This is a genomic window from Microbacterium sp. DT81.1, assembly GCF_049844955.1.
Lineage (GTDB): Bacteria > Actinomycetota > Actinomycetes > Actinomycetales > Microbacteriaceae > Microbacterium.
This window is the reverse complement of the sequence record NZ_JBNCMA010000007.1, coordinates 161,878-185,816: the sequence shown is the minus strand read 5'-3', so window position 1 is coordinate 185,816 and position 23,939 is coordinate 161,878. Positions and strand designations below refer to the sequence as shown.

Sequence of the window (23,939 nt, the reverse complement as noted above, 5' to 3'; positions counted from 1 at the left end):
GACTCTCAGGAGCCGGCGGCGAGCTCCCGGGCACGGGCGAGCGCGGCATCCGTCGCCTTCGCGAAGACCTCGTCGAGGCGCGCCTCCTGCAGCACGCCGATGGCCCTCTCGGTCGTGCCCTTCGGGCTCGTGACCCGGCGGCGCAGCTCGGCGGGTTCTTCTCCGGATGCGTGGAGCAGCGCGGCGGCGCCGATGAAGGTCTGCTCCGTCATCAGCCGGGCCTCGGCCTCGGTGAACCCCTTGCCGATCGCGGCCTTCGTGAACTCCTCGACCAGCAGGAAGAAGTACGCAGGGCCCGATCCCGAGATCGTGGACAGCGCGTCGATCTGGGACTCCGGCACCTCGATCACCGTGCCGACGGTCTCGAACAGCGCCCGGACGAGGCTCAGGTCTCCTGCAGAGGCACCCGTCCCGGCGGACAGGCCGGTGACCGCCTCGCCGACCACGGCGGGCGTGTTGGGCATCGAACGGACCACCGCGATCTCCGCGCCGAGGATCGACTCGAACGTGGCGATGGGAACTCCCGCCGCCAGGCTCACCACCACCGCGCCTGGTCGAACATGCGGCGCGATTTCGCGGAGCAGGTCGGAAACCATGGCCGGCTTCACGCCGATGAGCACGATGTCGGCGGATGCGGCTGCCTCCGTGTTGCCATGGGCGCGGTCCTCCAGCGCGATGCTGGTGACGTTCTCGAGACCCCAGAGCATCGCCGCCTTCTCCTGCGTGCGATTGGTCACGGTGACGCCCGCCGTCGCCAGGCCCGAGCGCGCCAGCCCCTGAGCGATCGCCCCGCCCATCGAACCGGCTCCGAGGATGGCGACGGGCGGGAGGGCGAGGAGTTCGGAAGGCATGGCGCCATCCTATGTACCGCTCCCCCGGCCGGCACGGACGCGAATGTCGTACGAGCGGTCGCTGCCTGGCGGCGGCCGAACCTGAGAGTCGATTCATGCCGAACTGAGGCGGGTCTATGCTCGTGAGCGGGGAGGGGCGCAGGGGCCCCTCGTGCACGCAACGAAGGACGACCATGACCCTCTTTCCCGGCATCACGCAGCGCGTTCTCGACATCCCGGGCATCGCCGTCGGCATCCTCGAACGCGTGGGAGACGACCCCGCGGCGAACCCGGCCAAGACCGTCGTCTTCGTGCACGGCAACGTCTCCTCCAGCCTCTTCTTCATGCCGACGATGCTCGATCTGCCGAACGACCTACGGGTGATCGCGATCGACCTCCGCGGATACGGTGCGAGCGAGCACGCGCCCGTCGACGCCACTCGTGGCCTGCGGGACTACAGCGACGACATCCACGCCACCCTCGAGGCGCTGGAGATCCCCACGGCCCATCTCGTCGGCTGGTCACTGGGCGCGGGAGTCGTGATGCAATACGCGCTCGAGCACCAGGCGCTGACCCTCACCCTGGAGGCGCCCGTGTCGCCCTACGGCTTCGGCGGCACGCGGCGTGACGGGTCGCGACTGACCGACGACGACGCGGGCACGGGCGCCGGCAGCGCGAATCCCGACTTCGTGCTGCGCCTCACAGACAAGGACACCACCGACGAGGCACAGACCTCGCCGCGCAACGTCTTCCGCGCCTCGTACGTGGCTCCCGGCTTCGTGACCGCCCACGAGGACGTCTGGGTCGAGTCCATGCTGACGACCTCGACCGCGACGGGGAACTATCCGGGAGACTCGGAGCACTCCCCGAATTGGCCGGGTTTCGCCCCCGGACGCGTCGGTGTGCTGAACACACTGTCGCCGAAGTACTACAACGTCGCAGGCATCGTCGACCTCGAAGAGAAGCCGCCCATCCTCTGGATCCACGGCGACTCCGACGCCATCATCTCGGATGAGTCGTTCTTCGACGTCAACTACCTGGGGAAGCTCGGCATCATCCCCGGCTGGCCGGGCGAGGACGTGGCACCCGCACAGCAGATGGTGAGCCAGATGCGCGACGTGCTGCACGCCTACTCCGCGGCCGGCGGCTCGGTGACCGAGGCGCTCTTCGAGGACACAGGCCACACCCCGAATCTGGAGCGCCCCGACGAATTCCGGCATGCCCTGCTCACCCACATCGGGCCGAGGGCGGTCGACCCGGGAACCGACCCCAACCCGCCGACGGAGGCCTTCATCCTGAAGTCCGAGGACTGAGGCGGTCCCGCGCACTGCTCCGTAGACTCGTCGCATGAGTGCATCCGGCGGCGGCAGAGCGATCATCGCGGCGTTCCTGGCCAACATGGGCATCGCCGTCGCCAAGTTCATCGGCTACCTGATCTCCGGGTCGAGCTCGATGCTGGCGGAGTCCGTCCACTCCGTCGCCGACTCGGGCAATCAGCTGCTGCTGCTGCTCGGTGGGCGCCGCGCCAAGCGGGCGGCCGACAAGGAGCATCCCTTCGGCTACGGGCGTGAGCGGTACGTGTACGCGTTCGTCGTCTCGATCATCCTGTTCTCGGTCGGCGGTCTCTTCTCGATCTACGAGGGCATCGAGAAGCTCGCGCACCCGCACCCGCTGAACATGCCGTGGCTGCCGGTCGTCATCCTGCTGGTCGCCATCGGACTCGAGTCCTTCTCGCTCCGCACGGCCGTCAAGGAGAGCAATCTGGTACGGGAGTCGGGGCAGTCATGGGTCTCGTTCGTGCGCCGCGCGAAGGCGCCGGAGCTGCCCGTCGTGCTGCTCGAGGACGTGGGCGCCCTCGTCGGACTGATGTTCGCGCTCGCCGGCGTCTCGCTTACCTGGATCACCGGGAACGGGGTATTCGACGCCATCGGCACGCTCTTCATCGGCACGCTGCTCATCGTGATCGCGATCATCCTCGGTATGGAGACGAGCAGCCTGCTCGTGGGCGAGGGCGCGACCGAGCGCGAGCACGACGCGATCGTGCGGGCGATCCAGGGCACTCCCGACGCCCCGCGCCTGATCCACATGAAGACGCTGTACCTCGGACCGGACGAGATGCTCGTCGCTGCCAAGCTCGGCTTCGCCGGCGACAAGCAACTGGCCGAGGTGGCCGCCGAGATCGACCTCATCGAAGCCCGCGTGCGTGCCGCCGTGCCGACCGCCCGCGTGCTGTACTTCGAGCCCGACATCTACCGACCCGGCCGGCAGCCGCTGCAGACCGACGCCATCGTTCTGAAGTCCAGCGACTGACCCGGCCCGCCGCGCCTTACCGTCGGGCCTCGAAGAACTCCCTGAGCAGCGCGGCCGCCTCCGCCTCGCGCACGCCGCCCACGACCTCGGCCCTGTAGGGCAGCCGACGGTCGCGCACGACGTCATACACCGACCCGGCAGCACCCGCCTTCTCGTCCCACGCCCCGAACACCAGTCGGGAGAGGTGGGCCTGCAGCAGCGCGCCGGCGCACATCACGCACGGTTCCAGCGTGACGACGAGTGTGCAGCCCCCCAAGTTCCACGAGCCGGTGGATGCCGCGGCCTCGCGCATCGCGACGATCTCGGCGTGAGCCGTGGGATCGGTCGTCTGCTCGCGGCGGTTGCGCCCCCGGCCGATGATGCGGCCGCCGGCATCCGTCACCACCGCACCCACCGGCACCTCGCCGTCGGCCGCCGCCTCCGCGGCGAGCGCGAGGGCACGGTCCATGGGGCCGTCGTAAAGCGCGTGCGACACGGCCCTGAGCCTACGCGACCCCGTCGGTCCCGCATCCGAACGGATGCCGCGGACGTCGCCGCGGGAGCACGATTAGCGCGCCCGAGCGCGGCGGTCAAGCCCGTTCGCCGCACGAGCGGACCGGCCTACCGTTGGCGCAACGAAAGGAGAACCGATGTCCATGTCAAGCTCCAATCCCATCCCGCCCGCCGGCGGCCTCGCCGCCGCCGCCGCGTTCGGCTCGCAGGATGACGACGCCGCGACACGCGAGGTGGATGACCGAGAGGTGCTCGATCCCGACGCGAACGACGACCTGATCGACAGCGCCGACGCCGACCGGCTCGCCGCCGACCCCGACGACGCCGACGACGACCTGTTCGATCGCGACTGACCGCGTGGTGCCGCCGCACCGCCACGAGGGCGGAACGCGCCCGTGACGGTGCGGATCGGCACGTCCGGATGGAGCTACGACCATTGGGCGGGAGTGCTCTATCCTCCCGGGATGCCGCCCAGAGAGCGGCTGCAGCGCTACGTCAGCGTCTTCGACACGGTGGAGCTCAACGCCAGCTTCTACCGCTGGCCGGCTCCGCCGCGCTTCGAGAGCTGGAACCGGCGCCTTCCCCCCGGATTCGCGATGACGGTCAAGGCACCGCGAGGGCTCACCCACGCGCGCAAGCTGTATGCGCCGGAGGAGTGGCTGACGCGCATCGCCGCCGGCCTGCACGAGCTGGGCGACAAGCGCGCGGTCGTGCTCGTGCAGCTGCCGCCGAAGATGGAGCGTGACGATGAGCGCCTGGCGTACTTTCTGGAGCGCGTGCCCGAGTGGATGCGCATCTGCGTCGAGTTCCGGCATCCGTCGTGGGAGACCGACGAGGTCTTCGACCTGCTGTCGCGTCACCGCGCCGCGTACTGCGTGTTGAGCGGCGCGGGTCTCTCCTGCATCCTGCGCGCCACGACCGACATCGCCTACGTGCGGCTGCACGGGCCGAGTTCCGAGCACCTCTACGCCGGTTCGTACTCCGACGACGACCTGGAATGGTGGTCCGAGCGCATCCGCGAGTGGCGGGACACCCGCCACGACGTGTACGCCTACTTCAACAACGACGGCGAGGGGCACGCGGTGCGCAATGCCCTGACGCTGAAGCGGATGACGGGCGCCTGACCGCCACCGCCCACCGTGTCAAGCCCCTGCGGGAGCGGCGGAGTCGCCGCTTAGCCTGGCGATCCACCCGATACGGAGGACACCGTGGACGACCGCACCTCACCCCTCATGCGGGCCAAGCGCCCCCTCAACGCCCTGGCAGGACCGTACGGGCATCCCTTCCACCCGATCCTCGTCACTATCCCGATCGGCACGTGGACGGCGAGCCTGGTGTTCGACGTCCTCGGCCTGTTCGCAGAGGACGCCGAGCCGTACGCCGTCGGTGCGCAGGTGCTGATCGCGATCGGCATCATCGGCGCACTGCTGGCCGCCGTGTGGGGGTTCATGGACTACCGGCAGCTCGCGGCCGGCACCCCGGCTCGCCGCACCGGCACGATCCACATGATCCTCAATCTCGCGGCCGTGGTGCTGTTCGCGATCAACTACTTCGTGCGGGCCGGCAGCGACCACGAGGACGTCAGCATTCTCGGCCTCATCCTCACCGTCGTCGGCCTCGCCGCCCTGGGTGCCTCCGGGTGGCTCGGCGGCAAGCTCGCCTATCACTACGGTGTTCGGGTGGCGGCCGAGGACACCCAGCGCGAAGGCTTCAGCTGACCCGGCGGCGCAGGTAGAAGGCACCAGCTCCCGCCACCGCCCCGACACCGAGCACCCGCAACGGCGTCGAGCGCCAGCCGCCCGTGACGCCGCCGTCGTCCGTGCCGGGGGTGAGCACCGTGCCGCTGGAGCGGGGCGCTCCCCTGCCTCGCAGCGCGAGGGACTCCTGCGCCAGCGACGTGAGGCGGTCGTACAGACCGGGCGCGATTCCGTGCAGGGCGGTCGCGATGCGCTGGGTCCGGCCGACCACCACCACCGGCCGCCGGTGCCCGAGCGAGCGCACGATGGCCTTGGCGACGCGCTCGGGGGCGGAGATCGGCACCAGGGGGTGAACGTGCCGTCCCGTGTAGTTGGCGGCGTGCTGGTAGATCGGCGTGTCGATCGACGCCGGGAGAACGGCGACGACGTGGATGCCCCGCGAGCGACGGAGCTCCTGCCGCAGGACCTCGGCGAGCCCGAGCGTCGCGAACTTGCTGGTGACGTACGGCGAGATGTAGGGCGACCCGACCTCCGAATAGAGGGAGCCGACCATGATGAGCGTGCCCGCACCCTGGCGGCGGAACTGGCGCAGCGCCGCGCGGGCGCCGTGCACCTGCCCCATCAGGTTGGTCTCGATCACCTGGGTGAAGATCGCCGACGGGGTCTGCTCGAAGGTCCCGAAGCTCATGACGGATGCCGCGCCGACCCACGCGTCGATCCGGCCGTAGGCGTTCACGGCCGCTCGTGCGAGCGCGAGGACCTGCTCTTCGTCGCTGACGTCGGTGCGCACCGCGATCGCCTCGCCGCCCCGTGCCGTGCATTCTTCGACGACAACCTGGAGCGAGCGCTCGTTCCGCGCCGCGAGCACCAGCCGATCGCCGCGTGACGCGAACGCCCGCGCGGTGGCGCGGCCGATGCCGCTCGATGCGCCGGTGATGACGATGACCCTGCCCTTTCGCGCGGTGCGGTCCGTCTTCCCCGCCGTGGTCTGGTGCTTCATCGAGTGCCTCCTCGCACCGGTTCACGGGGCGAGAGGTCCGGGAGCGCGCGCGTTCCGAACTCGTGACGCAGGGCGCTCAGCGCCGCGTGCCACCCGACGAGCCCGTGCACCCCCGGCCCGGGCGTCACCGACGCCGAGCAGAGGTACACCCCGGGGATCGGCGTGCGCCACGGGTCCGGGCTGAGCACCGGTCGGCGCACGAGCTGCAGAAGGCTCGGCGCGCCGGATGCGATGTCGCCGCCGACGTAATTGGGATTGTGCCGCGCCACGTCCACGGCCGTGCGCGACGACACGGCGAGGATCGTGTCGCGGAAGCCCGGCGCGAAGCGTTCGATCTGACGGATGACGGCCTCCCGGCGATCCGCCGTCGAGTCGGCGGGCACGTGGGTGTACGTCCAGAGGGTGTGCCGGCCGGCGGGCGCGCGAGAGTCGTCGAAGAGCGACTGCTGCGCCACGAGCACGTACGGCGACTCGCTGAGCCTGCCTTTGGTCACCGCGTTCTCGGATGCCGCGACCTCCTCACGGGTGCCGCCCACGTGCAGCGTGCCCGCCTCCCTGAGGGCGGGGTTCGTCCAGGGGACGGGCTCGGAGAGGGCGAAGTCGACCTTCGCCGATCCCGCACCGTAGCGGAACCTCTCCAGTGCCCGGCGGTACCGGGTCGGGATCGTTCGCGATGCGATCCGCGTGAACGCCCGGGGGGTGACATCCAGCAGGGTGACGCGCGAGGGCGGCAGCTCCTCGAGCGACGCGACGTCATGGCCGGTGATCACCTCGCCGCCGTACGCCCGGAGGTCCTCGACCATGGCGTCGATGATGGACTGGCTGCCGCCGATGGGTACGGGCCAACCCCGGGCGTGCGCGTAGGCGGTGAGGGCGAGACCCGCACCGGCTCCCACCAGGCTCGGCTGCGGGAGGATCGTGTGCGCCGCGACGCCCGTGAGCATGGCGGGAGCGGCGTCTTCGGAGAACCGGCGCTGCCAGAGCGGCGAGCCCTGCTCGAGGGATGCGAGCCCGAACGCGATGGCGGTGATCGGATCGGGCGGCACGCGCAGGAGCGTCGAGCCCGTGAAGTCCGCGACCCGGCCGGCACGCTCGACCAGCGGGCGCAGCAGGCTCTCGTACGCCCGTCCGTCTCGGCCGAGCGCCTCGCGGGTGCGGGCGAGATCGCGATAGGCGAGGCCGGCACGACCCCCGTCCAGAGGGTGGGCGAACGACAGCTCGGGGGTGACGAACCGCATCCGCTCCGTCAGTCCGAACTCGCGGAAGAAGCGCGACTCGAACGCCATCGGGTGGATCGCGGAGCACACGTCGTGCGCGAACCCCGGCAGCGTCAGCTCCTTCGTGGCCGAGCCTCCGCCCACTTGCGTGGCACGCTCGAAGACACGCACCTTGAGCCCGGCGCGCGCAAGGGTGACGGCCGCCGCCAACCCGTTCGGGCCGGCGCCCACGACCGTGGCATCCACCTCACCCATCGGCGGCCGCGCCGAGCGACTCGCGCTCGGCGGTGCTCAGTTCGGATGCCGACCCTCTGCCGATGCCCTCCGCCAGGTAGGCGAGGCGGTGCAGCGTCTCGGTGTTGCGCCAGTGCAGCATCACATCCATGAGCGGCGCAGGAACCAGTGTGGCGGGGCCGGAGACCGCCTCCTCCTGGATCCGGACGATGCAGCCATCGGCCCCTCGGGGTTTCACATCGAGCGTGACGCGAGCCTCCCCCACCGGCCAGCCGCGGGCCTTCATCACCGCCCGACGCGGGGGGTCCCACTCCAGCGATTCCGTCTTGTCGTCGATGAGCACGGGCCACACGCCGAAGGAGTGGTGGAGGCGGGAGTGCGGGCGCGGCCACGACTCGTCCACATCGCGCATGCGGGACGCGCCGACCACCCACGACGGGTAGAGCCAGCCGTTCCCGAGCACCGCGAAGACGTCGGCCGGGCTGCATTTCAGCACCCTCACGTTGCGCGACATCGGTCCTCTCCTCTCGCCATCGGTGCGCGACGCTCGCCGCACCCGTTTCGTGCGACACTACGGCGAGGGCCGCGGCATCCGGCAGTGCTTGAAAAGGCCCCGCTCATGTGGCAGGGCCGGGGCGTCGAACCGATCACTCGGCACCCACCGCGCGAGCCGCGCTGACGGCCGAGGCGATGCCCTGCTGCCACGGCTCGCCATGTCCGGGCAGCACGGTCCGGGCCCCGGTGGCCTCCAGCGCATCGAGCGAGGCGAGGGCCCTCTCGCTGTCGGCGGTCGCCGCCTTCGCCACGATCCGCGGGCCGGTCTCGCCGGTGTACGGATCGAGGGTCACCAGAGCATCGCCGGCGAAGAGGATGCCCGAGCCGGGCAGAGTGAAGCCGCAGTGGCCGTAGGTGTGCCCGGGGCTCCACACGGGGACCAGCCGCCCCGGCACGTCCATGGGCTGATCCGGATGGAGGGCGCCCGCGGCCTCGATGCCGCGCACCGACAGCGCGCCGGCCGTCGCCATCCCGGCGATGACGGGGATGGCCTTCGGGTAGCGCAGGAGGTACCCCGCTCGCGGAGCCTCGTGATCGTAGCGATACGGATGCCGGGCGAGCTTTCGATCCTCGTCGTGCACGAAGTGGGGAACGTGGTGCTCGTGCGTGAGCCGTGACGACATGCCGACGTGGTCGAAGTGACCGTGGGTCAGCACGACGGCGTCGATGTCCGAGGGTTTCGCACCGAACGAGGCGAGCACCACCCGGAGGCCGCTGAAGCTGTCGGGCAGACCCGCGTCGACCAGCGTCATGCCATCGGGGGTCACCACGAGATAGCAGTTCACGTGTGCCCGATCGATGCGGTAGACGCCTTCTGCGACCTGCTGCCACACTCTTCTCACCGCGCGCGCGGCGGATTTCGTTGCTCCCATGACGGCCACCTTTGCCGCGACCCGGGCCTCCGGACAGTGGCTTGCGAGGCCCCGAACCGAGTGCTAGCGGCCAGTCGGGCGCATGCTGAACAGCGGCTCGCGCCCTGTCAACCCCGTATCGGGCTTTCGACGGGCCCGGCAAGGTCGCCGCATGACATTCACACCGACACGCGCAATCGTGACCGCCTCGGACTCGGGCATCGGCAAGGCGGCCGCCGTCGCGCTCGCGGCCGGCGGCATGGACGTGGGCATCACGTGGCACACCGATGAGGAGGGCGCGCAGCAGACCGCCGAAGAGGTGCGCTCGTACGGCCGCAACGCCGTCGTGGCTCGCCTGGACACGAGCGACATCCCGGCGTGCGGCGATGTCGTCGATTCCCTCATCGGTGAGCTGGGCGGCCTCGACGTGTTCGTGAACAACGCGGGCACGGGCGACAATGCGCCCTTCCTGGAGCTGACCCTGGAGCAATGGCGCCACACCGTCTCGGTCGATCTGGAGGGCGCATTCATCTGCCTGCAGCGGGCCGCGCGGCATATGGTCGACGCCGGCCAAGAGGGACGCCTGATCGCCATCACGAGCGTGCACGAGCATCAGCCGCGCGTCGGATCCGCGGCATACGACGCCGCCAAGCACGGCCTCGGGGGTTTGATGAAGACGCTCGCGCTGGAGCTGGGCAGCAACGGCATCACCGCGAACTCGGTGGCCCCCGGCGAGATCGCCACCCCGATGACCGACCAGGAGGACGTCGATCCGCACGGTGTGGAACGACCGGGTGTGCCGCTCGGCCGGCCCGGCGACGCTCGGGAGATCGCGTCGGTCGTCGCGTTCCTCGCCTCCCCCGGTTCGTCGTACGTCACCGGGGCATCGTGGGTGGTCGACGGTGGGATGCTGCAGATGGGCCCGCAGGGCGGTTCCAACATCGAGAGCAACGACTGGCGCGAGGGCAAGTAGGCCGGCCCACCGACCGCGAAGGCCCGCAGGGCGTCTGTGGCACCTGCGGGCCTTCTGCGTTGTGTTCGGAGAGTTCAGCCCTCGCTGGAATCCTGGTCATCGCCCGCTGCGGCGGCGATGAGCGCCTGGATGGGAACGCGGCCACCACCGGCCAGTTGACCACCGGCCCGTCGGGCGGCTGATCCGAGCGGCGCCGCCCAGACATTCTCGTAGACGAGAACACCCGCGACGCTGCCCGGCCCCATCTCGATGGCCAGGTTGGCGAGATCCTCCGCTGCGAGAAGGTCCGCGAGCTGCAATTCCATTTGCACGATCTCATCGACTCCTCCGCCGTCCGACAGTTCCAGCACGTCGACGTCGCCGGCTTCGTCTTTCATGAGGAGCAGCACATCGAGCACCCGGATCGTGCCCGATTCCGAGAGCCGCACCAGCTCTTCTGCGATCTCCCCGGTGAAGTTCTGCTGGCCGGCCGGGAACTCGACCACCAAGTAGTCAACCGGTCCCAGTTCGTCGAGATTGATGTCACTCATCAGATGCGCCGGCGTCCGGGCGTCACCACTGCACCCACCACGGCCGCCTTGGCGAGAGGCGAAGGGCCCGGTTTGACCGCCGCGGTGACGACCGCGGCCTTGGCCACGGGGGCGCCGATCACGCCGACCCGTCCCACTCGTGCTGCTCTCAACATGTCAGGCTCCTGTCGTCTCGAGTGCGTCATCGGCCTCGATCGAGGCGATGATCGCTTGGATGGGGATGCGGCCGTTGGCGATCAGCTGCCCGCCGGCCCGCCGTGCGGCCGACGCGAACGGCGCCGCCCACAGGTTCTCGTACACCAGCACACCCGCGACGCTGCCCGGGTCCATCGCGTAGGCCAGATGCTCGACATCGTCGGCGGCAAGCAGCTCTGCCAGCTCGGTCTCGAGCTGCACAAGCGCGCCGAGCTCACCGGCATCCGAAAGCTCCATGGCGTCGACGCTGCCGTCGGCATCCTTCACCAGGATCAGGACATCGATCACACGGATCGTGCCCGCCTCCGAAAGCCGCACCAGCTCCTCCGCCAGCTCACCCGTGAAATTCTGCTGCCCCTCGGGGAACTCGACGACCAGATAGTCCACCGGTCCCAGCTCCGCCAGATCGTAGTCACTCATCTGTACCCGCCCTCCAACGCTCTCTTCACCACGCACGAGTGTGCAGGTCCATCGTCCCCACGCCGGCTGGCCGGCACATCACCTCATCTGTGTGATCACAGCGGAGGGGCGCGCGTGCGAGCAGGAGTGCTCCCATCGCTGTGCCAGAATCCAGGCATGGCGAGGCCGCGCGGAGAGCTGAAGAACACCAGTTATGAGATCTTCATTGGAGCGCTGTCGGCGCTCGCCATCGTGAACCTCGTGCTCGTGTTCGTGTTCCTCGCCGACCCGGACCTGCAGTTGGTGCTGGCGGTGATCGATGGGCTCTTGAGCCTCATCTTCTTCGGGGACTTCCTCTATCGACTCAAGACGGCACCAGCGCGCGGTCGGTACTTCTTCCGTAAGTTCGGATGGGCCGATCTCCTGTCGTGTATCCCATTCCCCGTGTTCAAGCTGCTGCGCGTCTTCCGCCTCGTCCAGGTGAATCAGCTGCTGGGCAAGAAGGGCGCTCGCGGCGTCTGGCGGACGATCATCAGAGACCGCGCGAACAGTGCGCTGCTCGTTCTGCTGCTGATGGGCATCCTCGTGCTGGAGTTCGGAAGCATCGGGATCCTGGCGATCGAGCAGTATGCACGAGGGGCGAACATCACCACCGCATCGGATGCGCTGTGGTTCACGATGGTCACCATTTCCACGGTCGGCTACGGAGACAAGTATCCGGTTACAAACGCCGGGAGACTGGTCGGTACGGTGATCATCATCGTGGGAGTGGGCATCTTCGGCACGTTCACCGGCTACCTCGCGAACCTCTTCCTCGCCCCTCGCAAGTCGGATGCCGTGGTCCTCGGCGCGTCCCCTGCGCCCGGCAGTCCGAGCGAGCCGGGCCCGGTATCCGACGACCCGGGCGCTGCACCGCCGACGCCGCCCGGCTGACTCCTTCCGGTTCGAGAACGGCGACGCCGCCCGGCCTCTGCCCGGCCGGCGCTGCAGTTCCTGTCGGGCGCTGCGCGACTTTTCGGCGCTCGCGGCGATTTTCGCAGCGCGCGGGCGCGTGGGCGCGCGGGGCGGGAACCCGGCGCACCGGAACGGCCCTGGCCGCCATGGGCGCCCGTTGGTAGCGTGAGGTGACCGACTGGATGAGGAGGTGCGGCGTGCTCCGGACGATCGCGGCCATGCCCTCCCTTCTCGCGTTCGCGCTGGCATCGGCCGGCCTGGTCTCCACCGGGGATGCCGGCACCGCCGTGGCGCTCGTTCTGGCATCCGTCGTCTTCGCCGTTCTCGCTCTTGTGCGGCGTGCACTTCCTGGCGCCGGTGGCCGGTCCGGCTCACTCTCCTGTGCTCGTCGATCCATCGACATCTCCGTCGCTCTCACACAGAGCGATCCGGGCGCGCCCGGCCATTCCCGGCCTCGCGCTCCGGGCTTCGCGGCTTCGGCCGCTTAGGCACCGCGCGCTCGGTGTGCCCGCTCTGTGACGGGCGCCGTCGGTGTTCGTGGGGTGTTCGTGGCCGCTCCGCGCCCACGCCCACCCTCTCCCGATCGGACATCGTCTTGGACCCCTTCACCCTCGCACCGCTCGCTGCGCTGCTCGAAGCCGCTTCCGGCGCCCTGCTCTGGGTCGCCGCCACTCTCCAGCCCCTCACCGGAACGAGCGCGGCCGCCGCCGCGATCGTGCTGGTCACCCTGCTCGTGCGCGCGATGCTCGTACCGACGGGCATCGCGCAGGCCAAGGCCGATCAGACCAGGGCCCGGCTGGCACCCCGCCTGCGCGCCCTCCAGCGGCGCCACCGTGATGACCCAGAGCGCCTCCGTCGCGAGACGATGCGACTCTATGCCGACGAGAACGCGTCGCCGCTCACCGGATGCGCACCCATCCTGATCCAGGCACCGATCATCGGCGTGCTCTACGCCGTCTTCCTGCACCCGTCCATCGCCGGCCACGCCAACGCGCTGCTCACCGCTGAACTCGGTGGAGTGCCGCTGGGCGTCAGCCTCGTGGGCACCCTCACCACCGGGGCCTCGGACCCGGCCACCTGCGCGCTCTTCGGGGCGATCGTCTTGATCATCGCGCTGGTCGCCGAGGGGACTCGACGCGCATTCCGGCCTGCGGATGACGCGGCCTCCGTTCCGGGACCGCTCAGGCTCGTCGGGGCACTGCAGTTCACGACGGCGGTGGTCGCCACGATGGTGCCGCTCGCCGCAGCGATCTACCTCGTCGTCACGGTGAGCTGGACGCTCGGTCAGCGCCTCGTGCTTCGCCGGATCTACCCGTTGCCGTCGTGAGGACGGCGGGTGCATCCAGGGTGCATCGTTTACAGCGCCGAGAGCCGCTCGCGCAGCTCGGCCACCTTTGCGCCATCCACCTGGCTCCCGGCCATCGCGAGCACCGAACTCGCCGACATGCCCCTCACCATCGACACCATGGGGTTATCGCTCATCCCCGGCACGACGTCATCCACGATCGCCTTCGCCTGCGGGTCATCGAGGATCTGACCGATCGTGGCGACGTCGAGGTTGAACTTTCCGGGCATGTGCTCTCCTTGAAATCGAACGAATAGTGGTGGCGGCGGGACAGCCGTCGGTTGCCGGACTAGCCCTTGCCTTTGCCCTTGCCCGGCTTGTCGTTGCCGTTGTCGCCGTTGCCGTTGCCGTTGTTGTTTCCGGGCCCCGAGTTCTCGTTGCCCGTGTCGGGCAGGCCGCCGGTGTCGGTACCGCCGGTGTCGACGGTCGTACCGCCCGTGTCGACCGGCGTCGGCTCTGGCTCCGGCGCGGGGGGCGGCTGAAGGTCCGCGCGCACCAGGTCGATCGCGCTCTGGATCGCCGCGGCGCGGGCGGGGCTGACGTCGCCGTTCGCGAGCGCACCGTCCAGCTGCGCCTGAAGCTGATCGAGAGTGGCGAGCGCCGCCGGGGAGTCGCCTGCGGCCGCGGACTCGGCGACGGAGACCACGCTCTGCTGCATCGTCTCCGCCACCGCGTGGGAGAGGTCCGTGGACGAGGGCGCACATCCGGTAAGGGCTCCGGCGACGATCGCGGCGGCGGCGAGCAGCGTGCCCAGCCGACCGGAGGCGAGCCGGCGCGGCGTCACGGTGTCACCTCATCGAGCAGCTGATCCAGGTGGGAGTCGAGCGGCTCCTCGAGCTGCGGAAGCGCCGGCGGTGCGGGCGGCGTCGATGCCGTGCCCGTCCACACGATGACCGCCACGATCAGCCCGGCGACGACGGCCGCCGCGGCGCCGAGAGCGATCCACAGGCGTCCGCGCCGGGACGCGCCCGCCGTGATCGGGTCACCCGAACGTGCGACGGACGGGGACACCGGCACCGCGAATTCCGCTCCGCGGGGCAGCAGCGCGGTCGCCGCGGTGAGCTGCCGCGGCACGGCTGTTGACGCGACGAAACCGTCCACCGCAGAGTCGCTGCCGACGGCATCTGCGTCGTCCGGCACGTAGCCCGTCACATCGGGCGGGACGTCGTCGTACTCGAGCTTGCGTGCGCGCGCGGCGACCTCGAGGGCCGTCGGCCGGTCCTGCGGATCGAGCGCCGTCATGGCGGTGAGCAGAGACCGCCACCGGTAGCCGAACGTCCCGGGGATCACCGGCGGCATCGACAGTCGTGCGGCGACCGCCTCGTGCGGGGACTGCTGCGGGAAAGCGCGCGTTCCCGTGAGCGATTCGATGAGAACGAGTCCCAGCGAGTAGATGTCGGATGCCGGCGTCGGCTCGGCGCCGCGCACCTGTTCCGGGGCGATGTAGGCGGCCGTGCCCATCGCCATGCCCGGCGTCGTGACGCGCGCCGTGTCGACGAGGTAGGCGATGCCGAAGTCGGCCAGGATGGCGCGGAAGCTGTGGTCGGAGATCAGCGGCGGGCGGAGGAGCACGTTCGACGGCTTCACGTCGCGGTGCACGATGCCCGCGGCGTGTGCGACGTGCAGCGCCTCGCCCAGATCCGCGCCGAGGGCCGCGACGTCGATCGGCGCGATCGGTCCCTGCTCGATGCGGGCCTCGAGGGTGCCGCCGTCGACGTACTCCATCACGAGGTAGGCGCCGTCGTCGTTGGACAGATGGGCGTCGAAGAGGGTCACGAGCGCCGGGTGACTGAGCGAGGCGAGCAGCCGCTTCTCGGACTCGCGCCGCACGACATCCGCCGATCCGGCTGCGCCGGGATGGAAAGCCTTGATCGCGACGGTGCGACCGAGCGTCTCGTCCGTCGCACGGTACACGGACGCCATCCCCCCGGTGCCGATGAGCTGCTCCAGGCGGTAGCGTCCATCGAGCAGCTCCCCCACGGCGGCGCTCGAGAAACTCACGTCAGTCATCTACTCCAGCATCTCCGACCGGACTTCAACCGGTAAAGCCATTGACAGCGCCCCGTGCGCGTGCTTCATGCCGCGGTAGGAGCGTGTTACGTCTCCGCCCGGTCCCCGGTTGCGTGTCGCGGCATATTCCGTTGTAGCCTCGGGGTGCACCACAGATCCATCGCACCATCCACTTTCAGGGCAAGACCTCGCCGGTCGAGACACCCCGCAAGGATTGCGGTACGTTCTGCGTTGCTCCGCCCTGTCTTCGCACACCTACAGGGGGGAACAACTGTGCATACATCCAAGGGGTTCGCGGCGCGCCGCGGACCAGCCAAGCTGGCGGCCGTCGCGGTCGCCGGATCGGTGCTTCTGGCACTGGCGGGCGGCGCCTCGGCGTCGGCGGCAGAGCCGATCACCGGCGAGGGCACCGTCACCATCGCCTTCACGGATGAGGGGGCAACCGTCTCCGTCATCACGACGAACACCTCCGCGGTGGACGCATACGCATCCGCAACGATCGGAGCGCCGGACGGCGAGATCTTCGACTTCGGGCCGAGCGAGTATGCCCCCGGTGAGACGAGAGTGTTCACCGCGGAACTTCCGGGCTACACCTGCGCGGACCTCGGCAGGGTGACGGCGACGGCGTTCGGATCGGACGTTCCGGGTGACGGCACCTTCGAGTACACGTCGGGCCCGGTCCGCTTCCCGGACCCGCGGATCACCGTCACGGGCTGCGACGCGCCGCCGCCGCCCCCGCCGGTCGACCCGGGCACGCCGCCCGCACCCGGCGCGGCGCCCGCAGCCCCGGTTCACCCCGTCGCCGTGGCGGCGCCCGGCACGAACAAGCTGCCGTCGAGCCAGACCGACGGAGCCCTCGTGGCCTCTTCGTGGCCGGCGCTCACGATCGCCGGCATCGTCGGCGTGATGGCCGTGCTGCTGTCGGCCGGCCTGTTCCAGTGGGCTCGGCGAAACTGAGATCGAGCGCGATGAGGGTGGCGGTCGCTCTGGCGTCCGCCACCCTCGTCGGCACGCTCGCCGGTTGTGCGACGCCGCCGCCCGAGAACATCTCTCAGCGGGCGAATGACGCCGCCTCGCCGTCCGCCACGCAGGGCGCATCTGCGGCCTCGCCGAACCTCGGCGCTCCGACGGCGGCCGTGCCGGTCGGGCCCCCCACGCACCTCACCTTTCCTGCCGCAGGGATCGACGGCGGCGTCGAGGAGTACACCGCTGCCGACGCAGAGGCGGACGGCGGTATCAACCCACCGCGCCTCGATTCCATCTCGTGGTACTCCGGCATCGAAGATGCGCTGGCAGGCAGCCACGCGACGAACACGGTGTACCTGTTCGGACATACGTGGACGCAGCCGGCCGTCTTCAACGGACTTCGCGACGTCGAGATCGGCGACGAGGCGACCGTCACGACCCGATACGGTGTCATGACCTACAGCGTCAACGACATCATCACGATGTCGAAGTCGGACTTCTCCGAAGACCCGCGCGTCGCGGCGATCGTTCCCGGTCGGCTCGCACTCGTCAGCTGCTTCCGCCCCAACGGGCTGGATGCCGACGCCCATGCCCCGGACAACATCGTGGTGTTCATGCAGCTCGTCGGAGCGCGGCCGCTGAGCGGCTAGCTCGGGGCCGCGGAGTCGCCTCGACGCGCCGAACCACCGAGTCGGCTTCTGTCAACCCCCCGACGTGCACGCGCTCGTCGTCGCACAATGGGTACGCAGAGTCGAAAGCCCTGCCACTGCTACGACGACGAGGTGAGCGCGGTGGACAACGGAGCTGTGAAGAGGAAAGACAGCGACCCTGGCCGTTCCTGGACGAATTCCCTTGCGGAGGACGACCTGATGGATGCGGCCGACGAGTTCGAGGACGCGCTGCGCGAGGAGCTGCTGCGCACGGGCGTCATCGAAGTATGGCCCGGTGGTTGAGATGCACCGGACGATGTCGTCGGATGCCTTCGAGCTGCGTCGCGTCGACGATACGCGGTGGCAGATCGAGAACCACGTCTTCGGACCGGGCGACCCGGGATACACCGTCGCGCGGCTGCACGAGCCGGACGAATGCCATGTCGAGGTCGAATGGCTCCAGCCTGTCCACCTGCAGACCCGCTACGCCACGGCCTTCGACGCGCTCGATGACCTCATCCGATGGACCGAGCAGCGCCGCGGCAGCGAGCGGCCGACGCACATCGCCCACTTTCCGCCCACCGGTCCGACGGTGGTGCAGAACGGCTACGACGGGCGGGTGCCGGCGGACGGACAGCGGACATCAGGGATGAGCGGCCGGTAGGAAGTCCCTTCGTGTGCCCACAGATCAGAGGGACTGCGGGGGTCCGATGTGCAGGTGACCCGTGTCGACGGCGTGATGGTCTTCGGGCGGTTCGGGCACGACATAGAGCCCCGCCGGCGAATTCGCCGTGAACATCAGCGCGTCGACCCAGGCGCGATTGATCTGCGGCCGGCCGCCGCCGTAGAACTTGTAGGCGATCGAGCACCGCGGATGGACCCACACCGTCGTCCGCCCGTCGCCGATGCTCTGGTCGTCCTTCCACGAGAAGTGGAACGATTCGCCACGGCGCAGCTTCGCCCCGATGACGACCTGCAGGTGCGCGAGCAGACGGTCCTCGAAGTCGATCTTGACGATTGCGTCGTAGGTGAACCTGCCCATGGCGATTCTCCCAGCGTCGGGGCGGCTGTTGCCCTCATCCTCCTCCTTTCCGCCGCCGAATGTGGGGTATCCGTCTATTTGGCCATCGCCTCCCGCCGGGGAGCACGGATGGCGGCATCCGGCACCCCGGCCGAAGTGCTTCTACCGCGAGCCCGTGCCCCGCGCAAGCCATGGCGGGCGTCGCCGTCCTCACCTATCGTCGGCGCATGCCGAAGCTTCATGGGTCGACGGAGAGCGCACATCGGGACGATCATCATCGCGTCCTGGTGATCGGCGGCGGCAACGCGGGGCTTTCGGTCGCGGGGCGGCTGCGTCGCTACGGGGTGGAGGACATCGCGGTGGTCGAACCGCGGGAGCACCACCTCTACCAGCCGCTCTTCTCGCACGTCGCGGGCGGAACGGCACGCGCGAGCATGGCCGTGCGGCCGCAGGAGAAGGCGCTGCCGAAGGGCGTCGAGTGGATCAAGGACTCCGCTGTCGGGATCGAACCCGAATCCAGCGCTCTGATGCTCGCCACCGGACGTCGCCTCACGTATGACCACGTCATCGTCTGCCCGGGCATCCACAAGGACTGGGATGCCGTCCCCGGTCTGCCTTCAGCCATGCACTCGCCCGCCGGCGCCTCGCACTACGCGATCGAACTGGCCGTGAAATCGTCGGAGCTGCTGCGTGGCTTGCGCCGGGGAACCGCCGTCTTCACGCAGCCACCGGGGCCCGCCACCTGCGCCGGCGCCTCCCAGAAGCCGATGTACCTCGCCTGCGACTACTGGCGGGCCACCGGTGTGCTGAAGGACATCCGCGTCGTTCTCGTCGTACCCGACGCGACCCTGTTCGGCATCCCCGAGATCGATCGCGAGCTCGAACGGAAGATCGAGGAGTACGGCATCGAGGTGCACTTCGAGACCGAGCTGATCGGGGTCGACCCCGACGCGCAGGCCGTCGTGCTGCGCAGGATCGGCGGAGGCCGCGCCGATCGGGTGAACTACGACGTTCTCAATGTCGTGCCGCCGCAGTCTGCACCGGGGTGGATCAAGAGGAGCAGTCTCCCCTCCCCCGACAGCGCGGACGGCTTCGTCGAGGTCGACCCGCGCACCCTGCGGCACGTCCGGTACCCGAACGTGTGGTCGCTCGGAGATGCGGCGGCGACCACGAACTCGAAGTCGGGCGGGGCCCTGCGAAAGCAGACGCTCACACTCGCGCAGAACCTCCTTGCGGTGCTGAACGGCGAAGAGCCGAGCACGCAGTACGACGGCTATTCGGTGTGCCCGTTCACGGTGTCGCGCTCGAGCGTCGTGTTCGCCGAGTTCGACGACCGGTATCGACTGCGGCCCACGATCCCGTTCTGGAGAACGCTGTACCGGGAACGCCGGCTCACCTGGGTGTTCGATCGGCACATCCTGCCGTGGGTCTACTGGCACATGATCCTGAAGGGCCGCGCCTGACGCACGTTCAGGTCGGGGTGGAGCCCGTCCTGTCAGTCGTCGTAGTCCGCCGACGTCACATCCTCGCCCTCGGACTCGGCCGGACGGTCCGGGTCCTCGCCCTCGGCCTGTGAGGGGTGGCCGTCGATGGGCTCGACCGACGCGTCCGCGGGGCGATCCGGATCTTCGCCCTCGGCCTGGCTGGGCTTTTCGGCGTTTCTGTCCATGAGCGTGAAGGTCCTTTCACTTCGACGAGTCGTGCGGAGAGAACCCAAGCCTGCCCTCAACGTCGGGGTGACGCGAGGGGCTTGCGCACCGGGGGGAATCCGCACATCCGTCACGACCACGGGGTGACGGGCCGCTCGATGTCGACGCCGTCCACGTTCAGATCGAGCCGTTCGGTCAGGAAGGCGATGAGGCCTGCGACCGGGAGCGCGTCGTGCAGGGGATGCTCGTAGGACCAGGCGACGTCCGGCGACGAGACGCCGTCGATCTCGGCGCTCCAGTATGACGCGAGGCCCTTGTAGGCGCAGACGGTGTGGCGCTCGCTCGCCCGCAGCAGCTCCATGCGCACGTCTTTCCGCGGCAGGTAGAAGCGCATGGGCAGCGGCGTCTCGAACAGCAGCGTGGGTGCGGAGCTGTCGGCCAGGACGCGCCCGTTCAGGGAGACGATGACGTGCCGCGTGCTCGGGAGGCAGTCGATGCGGTCGAACGGGTCGTGCGGGTGGCCGAGAACCGGCTGCTCCTCTTCGTACCACTGCGTGAAGGCGGACCAGTCGAGCACGACGTATCCCGAGAGGTCCGGGTCGTCCGGCCGGAACGCCGCTCCGGACAGCTCGCCGGACGCGGTGCGGATGCTCAGGGGAGTCCCCGGACACGAGTGGACGGTGAACGGGGTACTCGGATCGAGCACGGGCGGCCCGTCCGCGCCGATCCGCACACCGTGCTCTGCCCCGACCGGTCCCTCGTAGGGCACCAGTTCTCCGGCGATGTGCTCGTCGGGCACGGCATAGGAGGGGACGACCCGCCGCGGCTCCCACACGACGACCGCGCGCCGGGTGTCGACGATCACCTCTCCGTCGGACTCCGCCCGGATCCACTTGTCGATCGCATGCATCCGGAGCTCGGGCAGGATGCCCGCCATCAGTTCGCCCATTCGAGTAGCCACGCGGGCATTCTGCTCGCCGCGGCGCGGGAAGGCAACGGATCGGGCGAGCGCGCTCAGCCCAGCGCCTCGCGCACGGCCAGCGTGAGCTCGGGCGGGATCTCCCGTGCCAGGAATCCGATGCCTGTGCGCTCGGTGAGGCGGTCGCCGGCGCGGGCGTGCGCCCAGCTTCCCCACACTGCCGCGCGCGCGGCATCCACCCCGCGTGCGGCGAAACCGGCGATCGCGCCCGCGAGCACGTCGCCGCTGCCCGACGTGCCGAGCCCCGGTCCGCCACCTGGTACGTTCCACGACTCCCCCGCGGCCGTGACCACCAGGCCGTAGCAGTTGACAACGGCGTCATAGCGCCGGGCGATCTCGACCAGATCGGCTACCCGGTCCTCCCCCGGTTCGCGCTCGAGCAGGATCGCAGCCTCTTCGACATTGGGATTGAGCATCAGGGTCGCCGGCAGCCGGCCGCGATCGATGCCCGGCAGAACGCCGAGCGCATACGCGTCGAGCACGAGACAGCTCAGGCCGGCATCGGCGATGGCGAGCAGGGTGTCACGCGTCTCGTCGGCGTCGTCGAAACCCGGTCCCACCAGCACCGCGTCCGCTGATGCGAGCTCCTCGCGGAGGCCGCCCTCGATGGGATCGGTCGCCCTCTCCGGAAGGGGAAGCACCGCGGCCTCGGGCATCTGCACCCCGAGCTGGCCCTCGACAGACGCCGAGACGACCAGCCCGAGACGGCCGGCGCCGACCCGCAGGGCAGCCTCGCCCGCCAGCAGCACGGCACCGGGTGAGCGCCGCGATCCGCCGACCACCATCACCCTGCCCCTCGACTTCTTGGAGTCGCCCGGATCCGGCAGCCCCCACTCCCGGAGGAGTGCGGGCGTCACGTCAGTCGGGCTGGACATCGGGGTTCCCGGGGTGCACCGTGACGCGGGCGCCTTCGCGCTGGAGGTGTCCGACCTCCGAGAACTCGGCGAGCTCCCATCCGGCGTCCGTGCGCACGAGGTGCGTCACCGACGCATTCAGCACGGTGTGGGATGCCGCGAACGCCAGCAGCTGCTCCTCTTCCATCGGCAGCAGCAGGTACAGGAAGAGCATCACGATCGCGTCGTGGGCGACGACGAGGGCGCTCCCGCCAGGCCCCGCCAGCGCGTCGCTCAGAAACGAACGAAGCCGCAGCGCGACATCCGCCCATGACTCGCCGCCGGGCGGCCGGTGGTAGAACTTGCCGAGGTGCCTGCGCCGCTCGGCCTCTTCCGGGTGAAGGCGCGCAACGCCCCGCCTGGTGAGCAGATCGAGAATGCCGAGCTCGCGGTCACGCAGCCGTTCGTCCACCGCGACGGCGGCCGGCGACGGACTGTCACCGAGGGCGATGGCGAGCGTCTGACGGGCTCGCATGTACGGCGACACCCAGAACACGTCGATGGCTGATCGATGTTCCGCGAGCCATGTGCCCAGGGCGTCCGCCTGGTCCTCGCCCGTGTGGGAGAGAGGGACGTCGGCATCCCGGATGTCGAGGGGGATGACGTCGAGGCCCTCGAGGTCCGCGCGCGTGGCGGCCTCGTTCCCCACGCTCTCCCCGTGTCGTACCAGCCACAGCTGTGTCACCGCCATGCGGTCACCGTACGGGGGCGGCGCGGGCGATGATACCCATTGACAACACTCGCGCCGGCCTGCGACTCCTAGAGTCGGAAGCGGGGAACCCGCACGTCGACCCACACCAGCCGGTGATCGCTGCTCGGGAACGGGAAGACGCCCGTCAGCCGGAACAGCGGGTCGGCCTGCTCGGGCCAGAACACGCCGGCGTCCGTGACGCGAAGGGCCCGCGAGGGAAGCACGTAGTCGGCGCGGAGGTTTCCGGGCGCGGTGTCGGCGAAGTCCGCCGTGTCGTACTTCGGATCACCCTGATGGGTCGCATTCGCGCCACCCTGCACGGCCGACGCCTCGACCGCCCCGGACGACGTGGGCAGCGGATCCTGGATGCGCCAGTTCTCCAGCAGCTGGTCGATGGCGGTATCCACCGAGTCGCCGTCCCGGGGGTCGGCGTTCTGATCGCCGAGGATGACGAAGGAATCCTTCAGCGTGAGTCCGCCCTTTTGGCCCGCGTCATCGACGATGTACCCGGACCGCGGAGACGAGATGTAGTCGGCCCAGAACCGGATCTCATCGTGATTGCGGCGACCGTTGCGGTCCTCCGGTCCGTCGAAGGTGGGCGGGGTCGGATGCGACGCGAGCACGTGCACCGTATGGGGCCCCACCGTGACGGGAACGTCCCAGTGGGACTTGCTCGAGAGCCGCACGACCGCGAGCTCTTCGGGTGTGAACCAGTCGTTCGGCGCGGCCGTGGCCGGGTCGTCCGGCAGCAGCGCACCGGGCATGTCCCTCCACAGGAAGTTCTGGAAGGTGCGCACGTTCTCGGTCTGGATCGGGTGCCTGGAGAGCACGACCATGCCGTACTGACCGGGGAACAGGCCGAAGCCGAAGGCGTCGTCTCCGCCGCCCACCGTGCCGTCGTTGTTCAAGTCGTACCCGCTCGGGATGCCCGTGTTCGACGGTGCGACGAACGCATACGGGTAGGAGACCGCCGGCGCGCCGTTCTGCGACACCTGCAGGTAGTTCTGCCGGAAGAGGTCGACCGCGACCCCCGCCTCGACGTAGTCGAACTCGTTGAGCAGCACGATGTCCGGGGCGGCGCGCTGGATCACCTCCGCCACCGTCTTCGCCTGCTCATCATCCGGCGTGGACAGGTCGGTGACGAGCTGGCCGGCGGCACCCCGGTTGAGCGACAGATTGTAGGTCGCGACCCGCAGCGGCTTCTGCTGGTAGATGAGGTCGCCCAGCCCATGCGCCCGAGCCGGGAGCGTGGCCGGAACCGCGGACGAGGCCGAGGCGGGACCCGCTCCCGCGAGGGCGGCGAGAACAAGGGCGCCCGACGCGGCGGTGGCCAGGAACGGGCGGAATCGAGCGGAACGGGGCATGGGGCTCCTTCGTGTGCGACATTGCCGACGGTGCTCCCACGCTAGGCGGCGGTGGTGTCGAGCGGAAGAACGTCCGGGGAATCATTCCCCTCCGCGCCGACAGGAGGCCTTCCGGCTGGCAGTCGCGAGGAATA

General features: G+C 69.7%; 32 protein-coding genes. 14 read left to right on the top strand and 18 right to left on the bottom strand.

The window, feature by feature from the left end; all coding sequences use genetic code 11:
• Window positions 1-5 precede the first annotated feature (5 nt).
• Window positions 6-851 carry a pyrroline-5-carboxylate reductase gene (gene proC, locus ACLQ2Q_RS18650; RefSeq protein ID WP_425822667.1) on the bottom strand — a complete coding sequence of 282 codons (846 nt, stop codon included), beginning with the start codon at window positions 849-851 and terminating at the stop codon, window positions 6-8.
• A 173-nt stretch (window positions 852-1,024) separates the two neighbouring features.
• On the opposite strand from proC, the gene ACLQ2Q_RS18645 reads away from it, so the two are divergent.
• Both ACLQ2Q_RS18645 and ACLQ2Q_RS18640 read left to right on the top strand, forming a co-directional pair.
• Window positions 1,025-2,143, top strand: coding sequence for an alpha/beta fold hydrolase (locus ACLQ2Q_RS18645; protein ID WP_425822665.1), 1,119 nt, complete (start codon window positions 1,025-1,027; stop codon window positions 2,141-2,143).
• 34 nt (window positions 2,144-2,177) lie between these two features.
• A complete protein-coding gene (locus tag ACLQ2Q_RS18640; protein WP_425822663.1) occupies window positions 2,178-3,140 on the top strand; it encodes a cation diffusion facilitator family transporter in 963 nt (320 codons plus the stop codon).
• A 16-nt stretch (window positions 3,141-3,156) separates the two neighbouring features.
• Here the strand turns inward: ACLQ2Q_RS18640 and ACLQ2Q_RS18635 are convergent, their stop codons facing one another.
• On the bottom strand, window positions 3,157-3,588 hold the full coding sequence (locus ACLQ2Q_RS18635) for a nucleoside deaminase (RefSeq protein WP_425822888.1): 432 nt from the start codon (window positions 3,586-3,588) through the stop codon (window positions 3,157-3,159).
• 181 nt (window positions 3,589-3,769) lie between these two features.
• Here ACLQ2Q_RS18635 and ACLQ2Q_RS18630 point away from each other — a divergent pair, with 181 nt between their 5' ends.
• From ACLQ2Q_RS18630 to ACLQ2Q_RS18620, 3 genes are all read left to right on the top strand, one after another.
• Window positions 3,770-3,985, top strand: a complete 216-nt coding sequence (locus ACLQ2Q_RS18630) for a hypothetical protein (protein WP_425822661.1) — start codon at window positions 3,770-3,772, stop codon at window positions 3,983-3,985.
• 42 nt (window positions 3,986-4,027) lie between these two features.
• Window positions 4,028-4,756, top strand: coding sequence for a DUF72 domain-containing protein (locus ACLQ2Q_RS18625; protein WP_425822659.1), 729 nt, complete (start codon window positions 4,028-4,030; stop codon window positions 4,754-4,756).
• An 84-nt stretch (window positions 4,757-4,840) separates the two neighbouring features.
• The gene (locus ACLQ2Q_RS18620; protein WP_425822657.1) at window positions 4,841-5,350 is read left to right on the top strand and encodes a DUF2231 domain-containing protein; all 510 of its coding nucleotides are present in this window, start codon (window positions 4,841-4,843) and stop codon (window positions 5,348-5,350) included.
• On the opposite strand, the gene ACLQ2Q_RS18615 is transcribed toward ACLQ2Q_RS18620, so the two are convergent.
• The 4 genes from ACLQ2Q_RS18615 to ACLQ2Q_RS18600 all read right to left on the bottom strand — a co-directional run bounded on the left by ACLQ2Q_RS18615 (window position 5,343) and on the right by ACLQ2Q_RS18600 (window position 9,207).
• Window positions 5,343-6,329, bottom strand: a complete 987-nt coding sequence (locus ACLQ2Q_RS18615) for an SDR family NAD(P)-dependent oxidoreductase (RefSeq protein WP_425822655.1) — start codon at window positions 6,327-6,329, stop codon at window positions 5,343-5,345. The two genes, ACLQ2Q_RS18620 and ACLQ2Q_RS18615, sit on opposite strands and share 8 nt — an antisense overlap.
• Entirely contained in the window at window positions 6,326-7,801 is a 1,476-nt protein-coding gene (locus ACLQ2Q_RS18610; protein ID WP_425822653.1) for a phytoene desaturase family protein, read from the bottom strand. The genes ACLQ2Q_RS18615 and ACLQ2Q_RS18610 overlap by 4 nt, the downstream gene beginning before the upstream one ends.
• Window positions 7,794-8,294, bottom strand: coding sequence for an SRPBCC family protein (locus ACLQ2Q_RS18605; RefSeq protein WP_425822651.1), 501 nt, complete (start codon window positions 8,292-8,294; stop codon window positions 7,794-7,796). Before ACLQ2Q_RS18605 ends, ACLQ2Q_RS18610 begins: the two co-directional genes overlap by 8 nt.
• Before the next feature lie 133 nt (window positions 8,295-8,427).
• On the bottom strand, window positions 8,428-9,207 hold the full coding sequence (locus tag ACLQ2Q_RS18600; RefSeq protein WP_425822649.1) for an MBL fold metallo-hydrolase: 780 nt from the start codon (window positions 9,205-9,207) through the stop codon (window positions 8,428-8,430).
• 151 nt (window positions 9,208-9,358) lie between these two features.
• On the opposite strand from ACLQ2Q_RS18600, the gene ACLQ2Q_RS18595 reads away from it, so the two are divergent.
• Entirely contained in the window at window positions 9,359-10,159 is an 801-nt protein-coding gene (locus ACLQ2Q_RS18595) for an SDR family oxidoreductase (RefSeq protein WP_425822647.1), read from the top strand.
• 74 nt (window positions 10,160-10,233) lie between these two features.
• On the opposite strand, the gene ACLQ2Q_RS18590 is transcribed toward ACLQ2Q_RS18595, so the two are convergent.
• The 3 genes from ACLQ2Q_RS18590 to ACLQ2Q_RS18580 are packed head-to-tail and all read right to left on the bottom strand — an operon-like array spanning window position 10,234 to window position 11,304.
• Window positions 10,234-10,689, bottom strand: a complete 456-nt coding sequence (locus ACLQ2Q_RS18590) for a DUF6325 family protein (RefSeq protein ID WP_425822645.1) — start codon at window positions 10,687-10,689, stop codon at window positions 10,234-10,236.
• Window positions 10,689-10,844, bottom strand: a complete 156-nt coding sequence (locus ACLQ2Q_RS18585) for a hypothetical protein (protein WP_425822643.1) — start codon at window positions 10,842-10,844, stop codon at window positions 10,689-10,691. Before ACLQ2Q_RS18585 ends, ACLQ2Q_RS18590 begins: the two co-directional genes overlap by 1 nt.
• A gap of 1 nt (window position 10,845) precedes the next feature.
• A complete protein-coding gene (locus tag ACLQ2Q_RS18580) occupies window positions 10,846-11,304 on the bottom strand; it encodes a DUF6325 family protein (protein ID WP_425822641.1) in 459 nt (152 codons plus the stop codon).
• 156 nt (window positions 11,305-11,460) lie between these two features.
• On the opposite strand from ACLQ2Q_RS18580, the gene ACLQ2Q_RS18575 reads away from it, so the two are divergent.
• The 3 genes from ACLQ2Q_RS18575 (at window position 11,461) to ACLQ2Q_RS18565 (ending at window position 13,564) form a co-directional block, all read left to right on the top strand.
• Window positions 11,461-12,216 (top strand): potassium channel family protein, encoded by a 756-nt coding sequence (locus ACLQ2Q_RS18575; protein WP_425822639.1) that lies wholly within the window; start codon window positions 11,461-11,463, stop codon window positions 12,214-12,216.
• A 218-nt stretch (window positions 12,217-12,434) separates the two neighbouring features.
• Window positions 12,435-12,725 (top strand): DUF6412 domain-containing protein, encoded by a 291-nt coding sequence (locus ACLQ2Q_RS18570; protein ID WP_425822637.1) that lies wholly within the window; start codon window positions 12,435-12,437, stop codon window positions 12,723-12,725.
• Between the two features lie 107 nt (window positions 12,726-12,832).
• A complete protein-coding gene (locus ACLQ2Q_RS18565) occupies window positions 12,833-13,564 on the top strand; it encodes a YidC/Oxa1 family membrane protein insertase (RefSeq protein ID WP_425822635.1) in 732 nt (243 codons plus the stop codon).
• A 29-nt stretch (window positions 13,565-13,593) separates the two neighbouring features.
• Here ACLQ2Q_RS18565 and ACLQ2Q_RS18560 read toward each other — a convergent pair whose 3' ends face one another.
• From ACLQ2Q_RS18560 to ACLQ2Q_RS18550, 3 genes are read right to left on the bottom strand one after another with little or no spacing between them, the layout of a single operon-like run.
• Window positions 13,594-13,812, bottom strand: coding sequence for a hypothetical protein (locus ACLQ2Q_RS18560; RefSeq protein WP_425822633.1), 219 nt, complete (start codon window positions 13,810-13,812; stop codon window positions 13,594-13,596).
• A 59-nt stretch (window positions 13,813-13,871) separates the two neighbouring features.
• Window positions 13,872-14,366, bottom strand: coding sequence for a hypothetical protein (locus ACLQ2Q_RS18555; RefSeq protein ID WP_425822631.1), 495 nt, complete (start codon window positions 14,364-14,366; stop codon window positions 13,872-13,874).
• Window positions 14,363-15,592 (bottom strand): serine/threonine-protein kinase, encoded by a 1,230-nt coding sequence (locus tag ACLQ2Q_RS18550; protein WP_425822629.1) that lies wholly within the window; start codon window positions 15,590-15,592, stop codon window positions 14,363-14,365. The genes ACLQ2Q_RS18555 and ACLQ2Q_RS18550 overlap by 4 nt, the downstream gene beginning before the upstream one ends.
• Before the next feature lie 273 nt (window positions 15,593-15,865).
• Here ACLQ2Q_RS18550 and ACLQ2Q_RS18545 point away from each other — a divergent pair, with 273 nt between their 5' ends.
• The 4 genes from ACLQ2Q_RS18545 (at window position 15,866) to ACLQ2Q_RS18530 (ending at window position 17,872) form a co-directional block, all read left to right on the top strand.
• The gene (locus tag ACLQ2Q_RS18545) at window positions 15,866-16,549 is read left to right on the top strand and encodes a hypothetical protein (protein ID WP_425822627.1); all 684 of its coding nucleotides are present in this window, start codon (window positions 15,866-15,868) and stop codon (window positions 16,547-16,549) included.
• Window positions 16,550-16,560: 11 nt separating this feature from the next.
• The gene (locus ACLQ2Q_RS18540) at window positions 16,561-17,208 is read left to right on the top strand and encodes a class F sortase (RefSeq protein ID WP_425822625.1); all 648 of its coding nucleotides are present in this window, start codon (window positions 16,561-16,563) and stop codon (window positions 17,206-17,208) included.
• Between the two features lie 156 nt (window positions 17,209-17,364).
• Window positions 17,365-17,511: a hypothetical protein gene (locus tag ACLQ2Q_RS18535; RefSeq protein WP_425822623.1), complete on the top strand. Its 147-nt coding sequence runs from the start codon at window positions 17,365-17,367 to the stop codon at window positions 17,509-17,511.
• Window positions 17,504-17,872, top strand: a complete 369-nt coding sequence (locus ACLQ2Q_RS18530) for a hypothetical protein (RefSeq protein ID WP_425822621.1) — start codon at window positions 17,504-17,506, stop codon at window positions 17,870-17,872. The genes ACLQ2Q_RS18535 and ACLQ2Q_RS18530 overlap by 8 nt, the downstream gene beginning before the upstream one ends.
• 24 nt (window positions 17,873-17,896) lie before the next feature.
• Here the strand turns inward: ACLQ2Q_RS18530 and ACLQ2Q_RS18525 are convergent, their stop codons facing one another.
• Window positions 17,897-18,250, bottom strand: a complete 354-nt coding sequence (locus ACLQ2Q_RS18525; protein ID WP_425822619.1) for an ATP-dependent DNA ligase — start codon at window positions 18,248-18,250, stop codon at window positions 17,897-17,899.
• Between the two features lie 206 nt (window positions 18,251-18,456).
• On the opposite strand from ACLQ2Q_RS18525, the gene ACLQ2Q_RS18520 reads away from it, so the two are divergent.
• On the top strand, window positions 18,457-19,692 hold the full coding sequence (locus tag ACLQ2Q_RS18520; protein WP_425822617.1) for an NAD(P)/FAD-dependent oxidoreductase: 1,236 nt from the start codon (window positions 18,457-18,459) through the stop codon (window positions 19,690-19,692).
• Window positions 19,693-19,724: 32 nt separating this feature from the next.
• On the opposite strand, the gene ACLQ2Q_RS18515 is transcribed toward ACLQ2Q_RS18520, so the two are convergent.
• The 5 genes from ACLQ2Q_RS18515 to ACLQ2Q_RS18495 all read right to left on the bottom strand — a co-directional run bounded on the left by ACLQ2Q_RS18515 (window position 19,725) and on the right by ACLQ2Q_RS18495 (window position 23,805).
• Entirely contained in the window at window positions 19,725-19,898 is a 174-nt protein-coding gene (locus ACLQ2Q_RS18515; protein ID WP_425822615.1) for a hypothetical protein, read from the bottom strand.
• A 110-nt stretch (window positions 19,899-20,008) separates the two neighbouring features.
• Window positions 20,009-20,839: a DUF427 domain-containing protein gene (locus tag ACLQ2Q_RS18510; protein ID WP_425822613.1), complete on the bottom strand. Its 831-nt coding sequence runs from the start codon at window positions 20,837-20,839 to the stop codon at window positions 20,009-20,011.
• A gap of 53 nt (window positions 20,840-20,892) precedes the next feature.
• Window positions 20,893-21,732 (bottom strand): ADP-dependent NAD(P)H-hydrate dehydratase, encoded by an 840-nt coding sequence (locus ACLQ2Q_RS18505; protein ID WP_425822611.1) that lies wholly within the window; start codon window positions 21,730-21,732, stop codon window positions 20,893-20,895.
• Window positions 21,716-22,441 (bottom strand): histidine phosphatase family protein, encoded by a 726-nt coding sequence (locus ACLQ2Q_RS18500; protein WP_425822609.1) that lies wholly within the window; start codon window positions 22,439-22,441, stop codon window positions 21,716-21,718. Before ACLQ2Q_RS18500 ends, ACLQ2Q_RS18505 begins: the two co-directional genes overlap by 17 nt.
• Before the next feature lie 68 nt (window positions 22,442-22,509).
• Window positions 22,510-23,805: an endonuclease/exonuclease/phosphatase family protein gene (locus tag ACLQ2Q_RS18495; RefSeq protein ID WP_425822607.1), complete on the bottom strand. Its 1,296-nt coding sequence runs from the start codon at window positions 23,803-23,805 to the stop codon at window positions 22,510-22,512.
• Window positions 23,806-23,939: the final 134 nt, after the last annotated feature.

Bases quoted from the DNA above. Each gene is read 5' to 3' on its own strand.
- ACLQ2Q_RS18605 (WP_425822651.1), bottom strand. From the start codon at position 8,294: ATGTCGCGCAACGTGAGGGTGCTGAAATGCAGCCCGGCCGACGTCTTC.
- proC (WP_425822667.1), bottom strand. From the start codon at position 851: ATGCCTTCCGAACTCCTCGCCCTCCCGCCCGTCGCCATCCTCGGAGCC.
- ACLQ2Q_RS18540 (WP_425822625.1), top strand. From the start codon at position 16,561: ATGAGGGTGGCGGTCGCTCTGGCGTCCGCCACCCTCGTCGGCACGCTC.
- ACLQ2Q_RS18525 (WP_425822619.1), bottom strand. From the start codon at position 18,250: ATGGGCAGGTTCACCTACGACGCAATCGTCAAGATCGACTTCGAGGAC.
- ACLQ2Q_RS18595 (WP_425822647.1), top strand. From the start codon at position 9,359: ATGACATTCACACCGACACGCGCAATCGTGACCGCCTCGGACTCGGGC.
- ACLQ2Q_RS18585 (WP_425822643.1), bottom strand. From the start codon at position 10,844: ATGTTGAGAGCAGCACGAGTGGGACGGGTCGGCGTGATCGGCGCCCCC.
- ACLQ2Q_RS18600 (WP_425822649.1), bottom strand. From the start codon at position 9,207: ATGGGAGCAACGAAATCCGCCGCGCGCGCGGTGAGAAGAGTGTGGCAG.
- ACLQ2Q_RS18615 (WP_425822655.1), bottom strand. From the start codon at position 6,329: ATGAAGCACCAGACCACGGCGGGGAAGACGGACCGCACCGCGCGAAAG.
- ACLQ2Q_RS18580 (WP_425822641.1), bottom strand. From the start codon at position 11,304: ATGAGTGACTACGATCTGGCGGAGCTGGGACCGGTGGACTATCTGGTC.
- ACLQ2Q_RS18515 (WP_425822615.1), bottom strand. From the start codon at position 19,898: ATGGACAGAAACGCCGAAAAGCCCAGCCAGGCCGAGGGCGAAGATCCG.
- ACLQ2Q_RS18635 (WP_425822888.1), bottom strand. From the start codon at position 3,588: ATGGACCGTGCCCTCGCGCTCGCCGCGGAGGCGGCGGCCGACGGCGAG.
- ACLQ2Q_RS18505 (WP_425822611.1), bottom strand. From the start codon at position 21,732: ATGTCCAGCCCGACTGACGTGACGCCCGCACTCCTCCGGGAGTGGGGG.
- ACLQ2Q_RS18640 (WP_425822663.1), top strand. From the start codon at position 2,178: ATGAGTGCATCCGGCGGCGGCAGAGCGATCATCGCGGCGTTCCTGGCC.
- ACLQ2Q_RS18550 (WP_425822629.1), bottom strand. From the start codon at position 15,592: ATGACTGACGTGAGTTTCTCGAGCGCCGCCGTGGGGGAGCTGCTCGAT.
- ACLQ2Q_RS18560 (WP_425822633.1), bottom strand. From the start codon at position 13,812: ATGCCCGGAAAGTTCAACCTCGACGTCGCCACGATCGGTCAGATCCTC.
- ACLQ2Q_RS18590 (WP_425822645.1), bottom strand. From the start codon at position 10,689: ATGAGTGACATCAATCTCGACGAACTGGGACCGGTTGACTACTTGGTG.
- ACLQ2Q_RS18645 (WP_425822665.1), top strand. From the start codon at position 1,025: ATGACCCTCTTTCCCGGCATCACGCAGCGCGTTCTCGACATCCCGGGC.
- ACLQ2Q_RS18610 (WP_425822653.1), bottom strand. From the start codon at position 7,801: ATGGGTGAGGTGGATGCCACGGTCGTGGGCGCCGGCCCGAACGGGTTG.
- ACLQ2Q_RS18575 (WP_425822639.1), top strand. From the start codon at position 11,461: ATGGCGAGGCCGCGCGGAGAGCTGAAGAACACCAGTTATGAGATCTTC.
- ACLQ2Q_RS18520 (WP_425822617.1), top strand. From the start codon at position 18,457: ATGCCGAAGCTTCATGGGTCGACGGAGAGCGCACATCGGGACGATCAT.
- ACLQ2Q_RS18630 (WP_425822661.1), top strand. From the start codon at position 3,770: ATGTCCATGTCAAGCTCCAATCCCATCCCGCCCGCCGGCGGCCTCGCC.
- ACLQ2Q_RS18500 (WP_425822609.1), bottom strand. From the start codon at position 22,441: ATGGCGGTGACACAGCTGTGGCTGGTACGACACGGGGAGAGCGTGGGG.
- ACLQ2Q_RS18495 (WP_425822607.1), bottom strand. From the start codon at position 23,805: ATGCCCCGTTCCGCTCGATTCCGCCCGTTCCTGGCCACCGCCGCGTCG.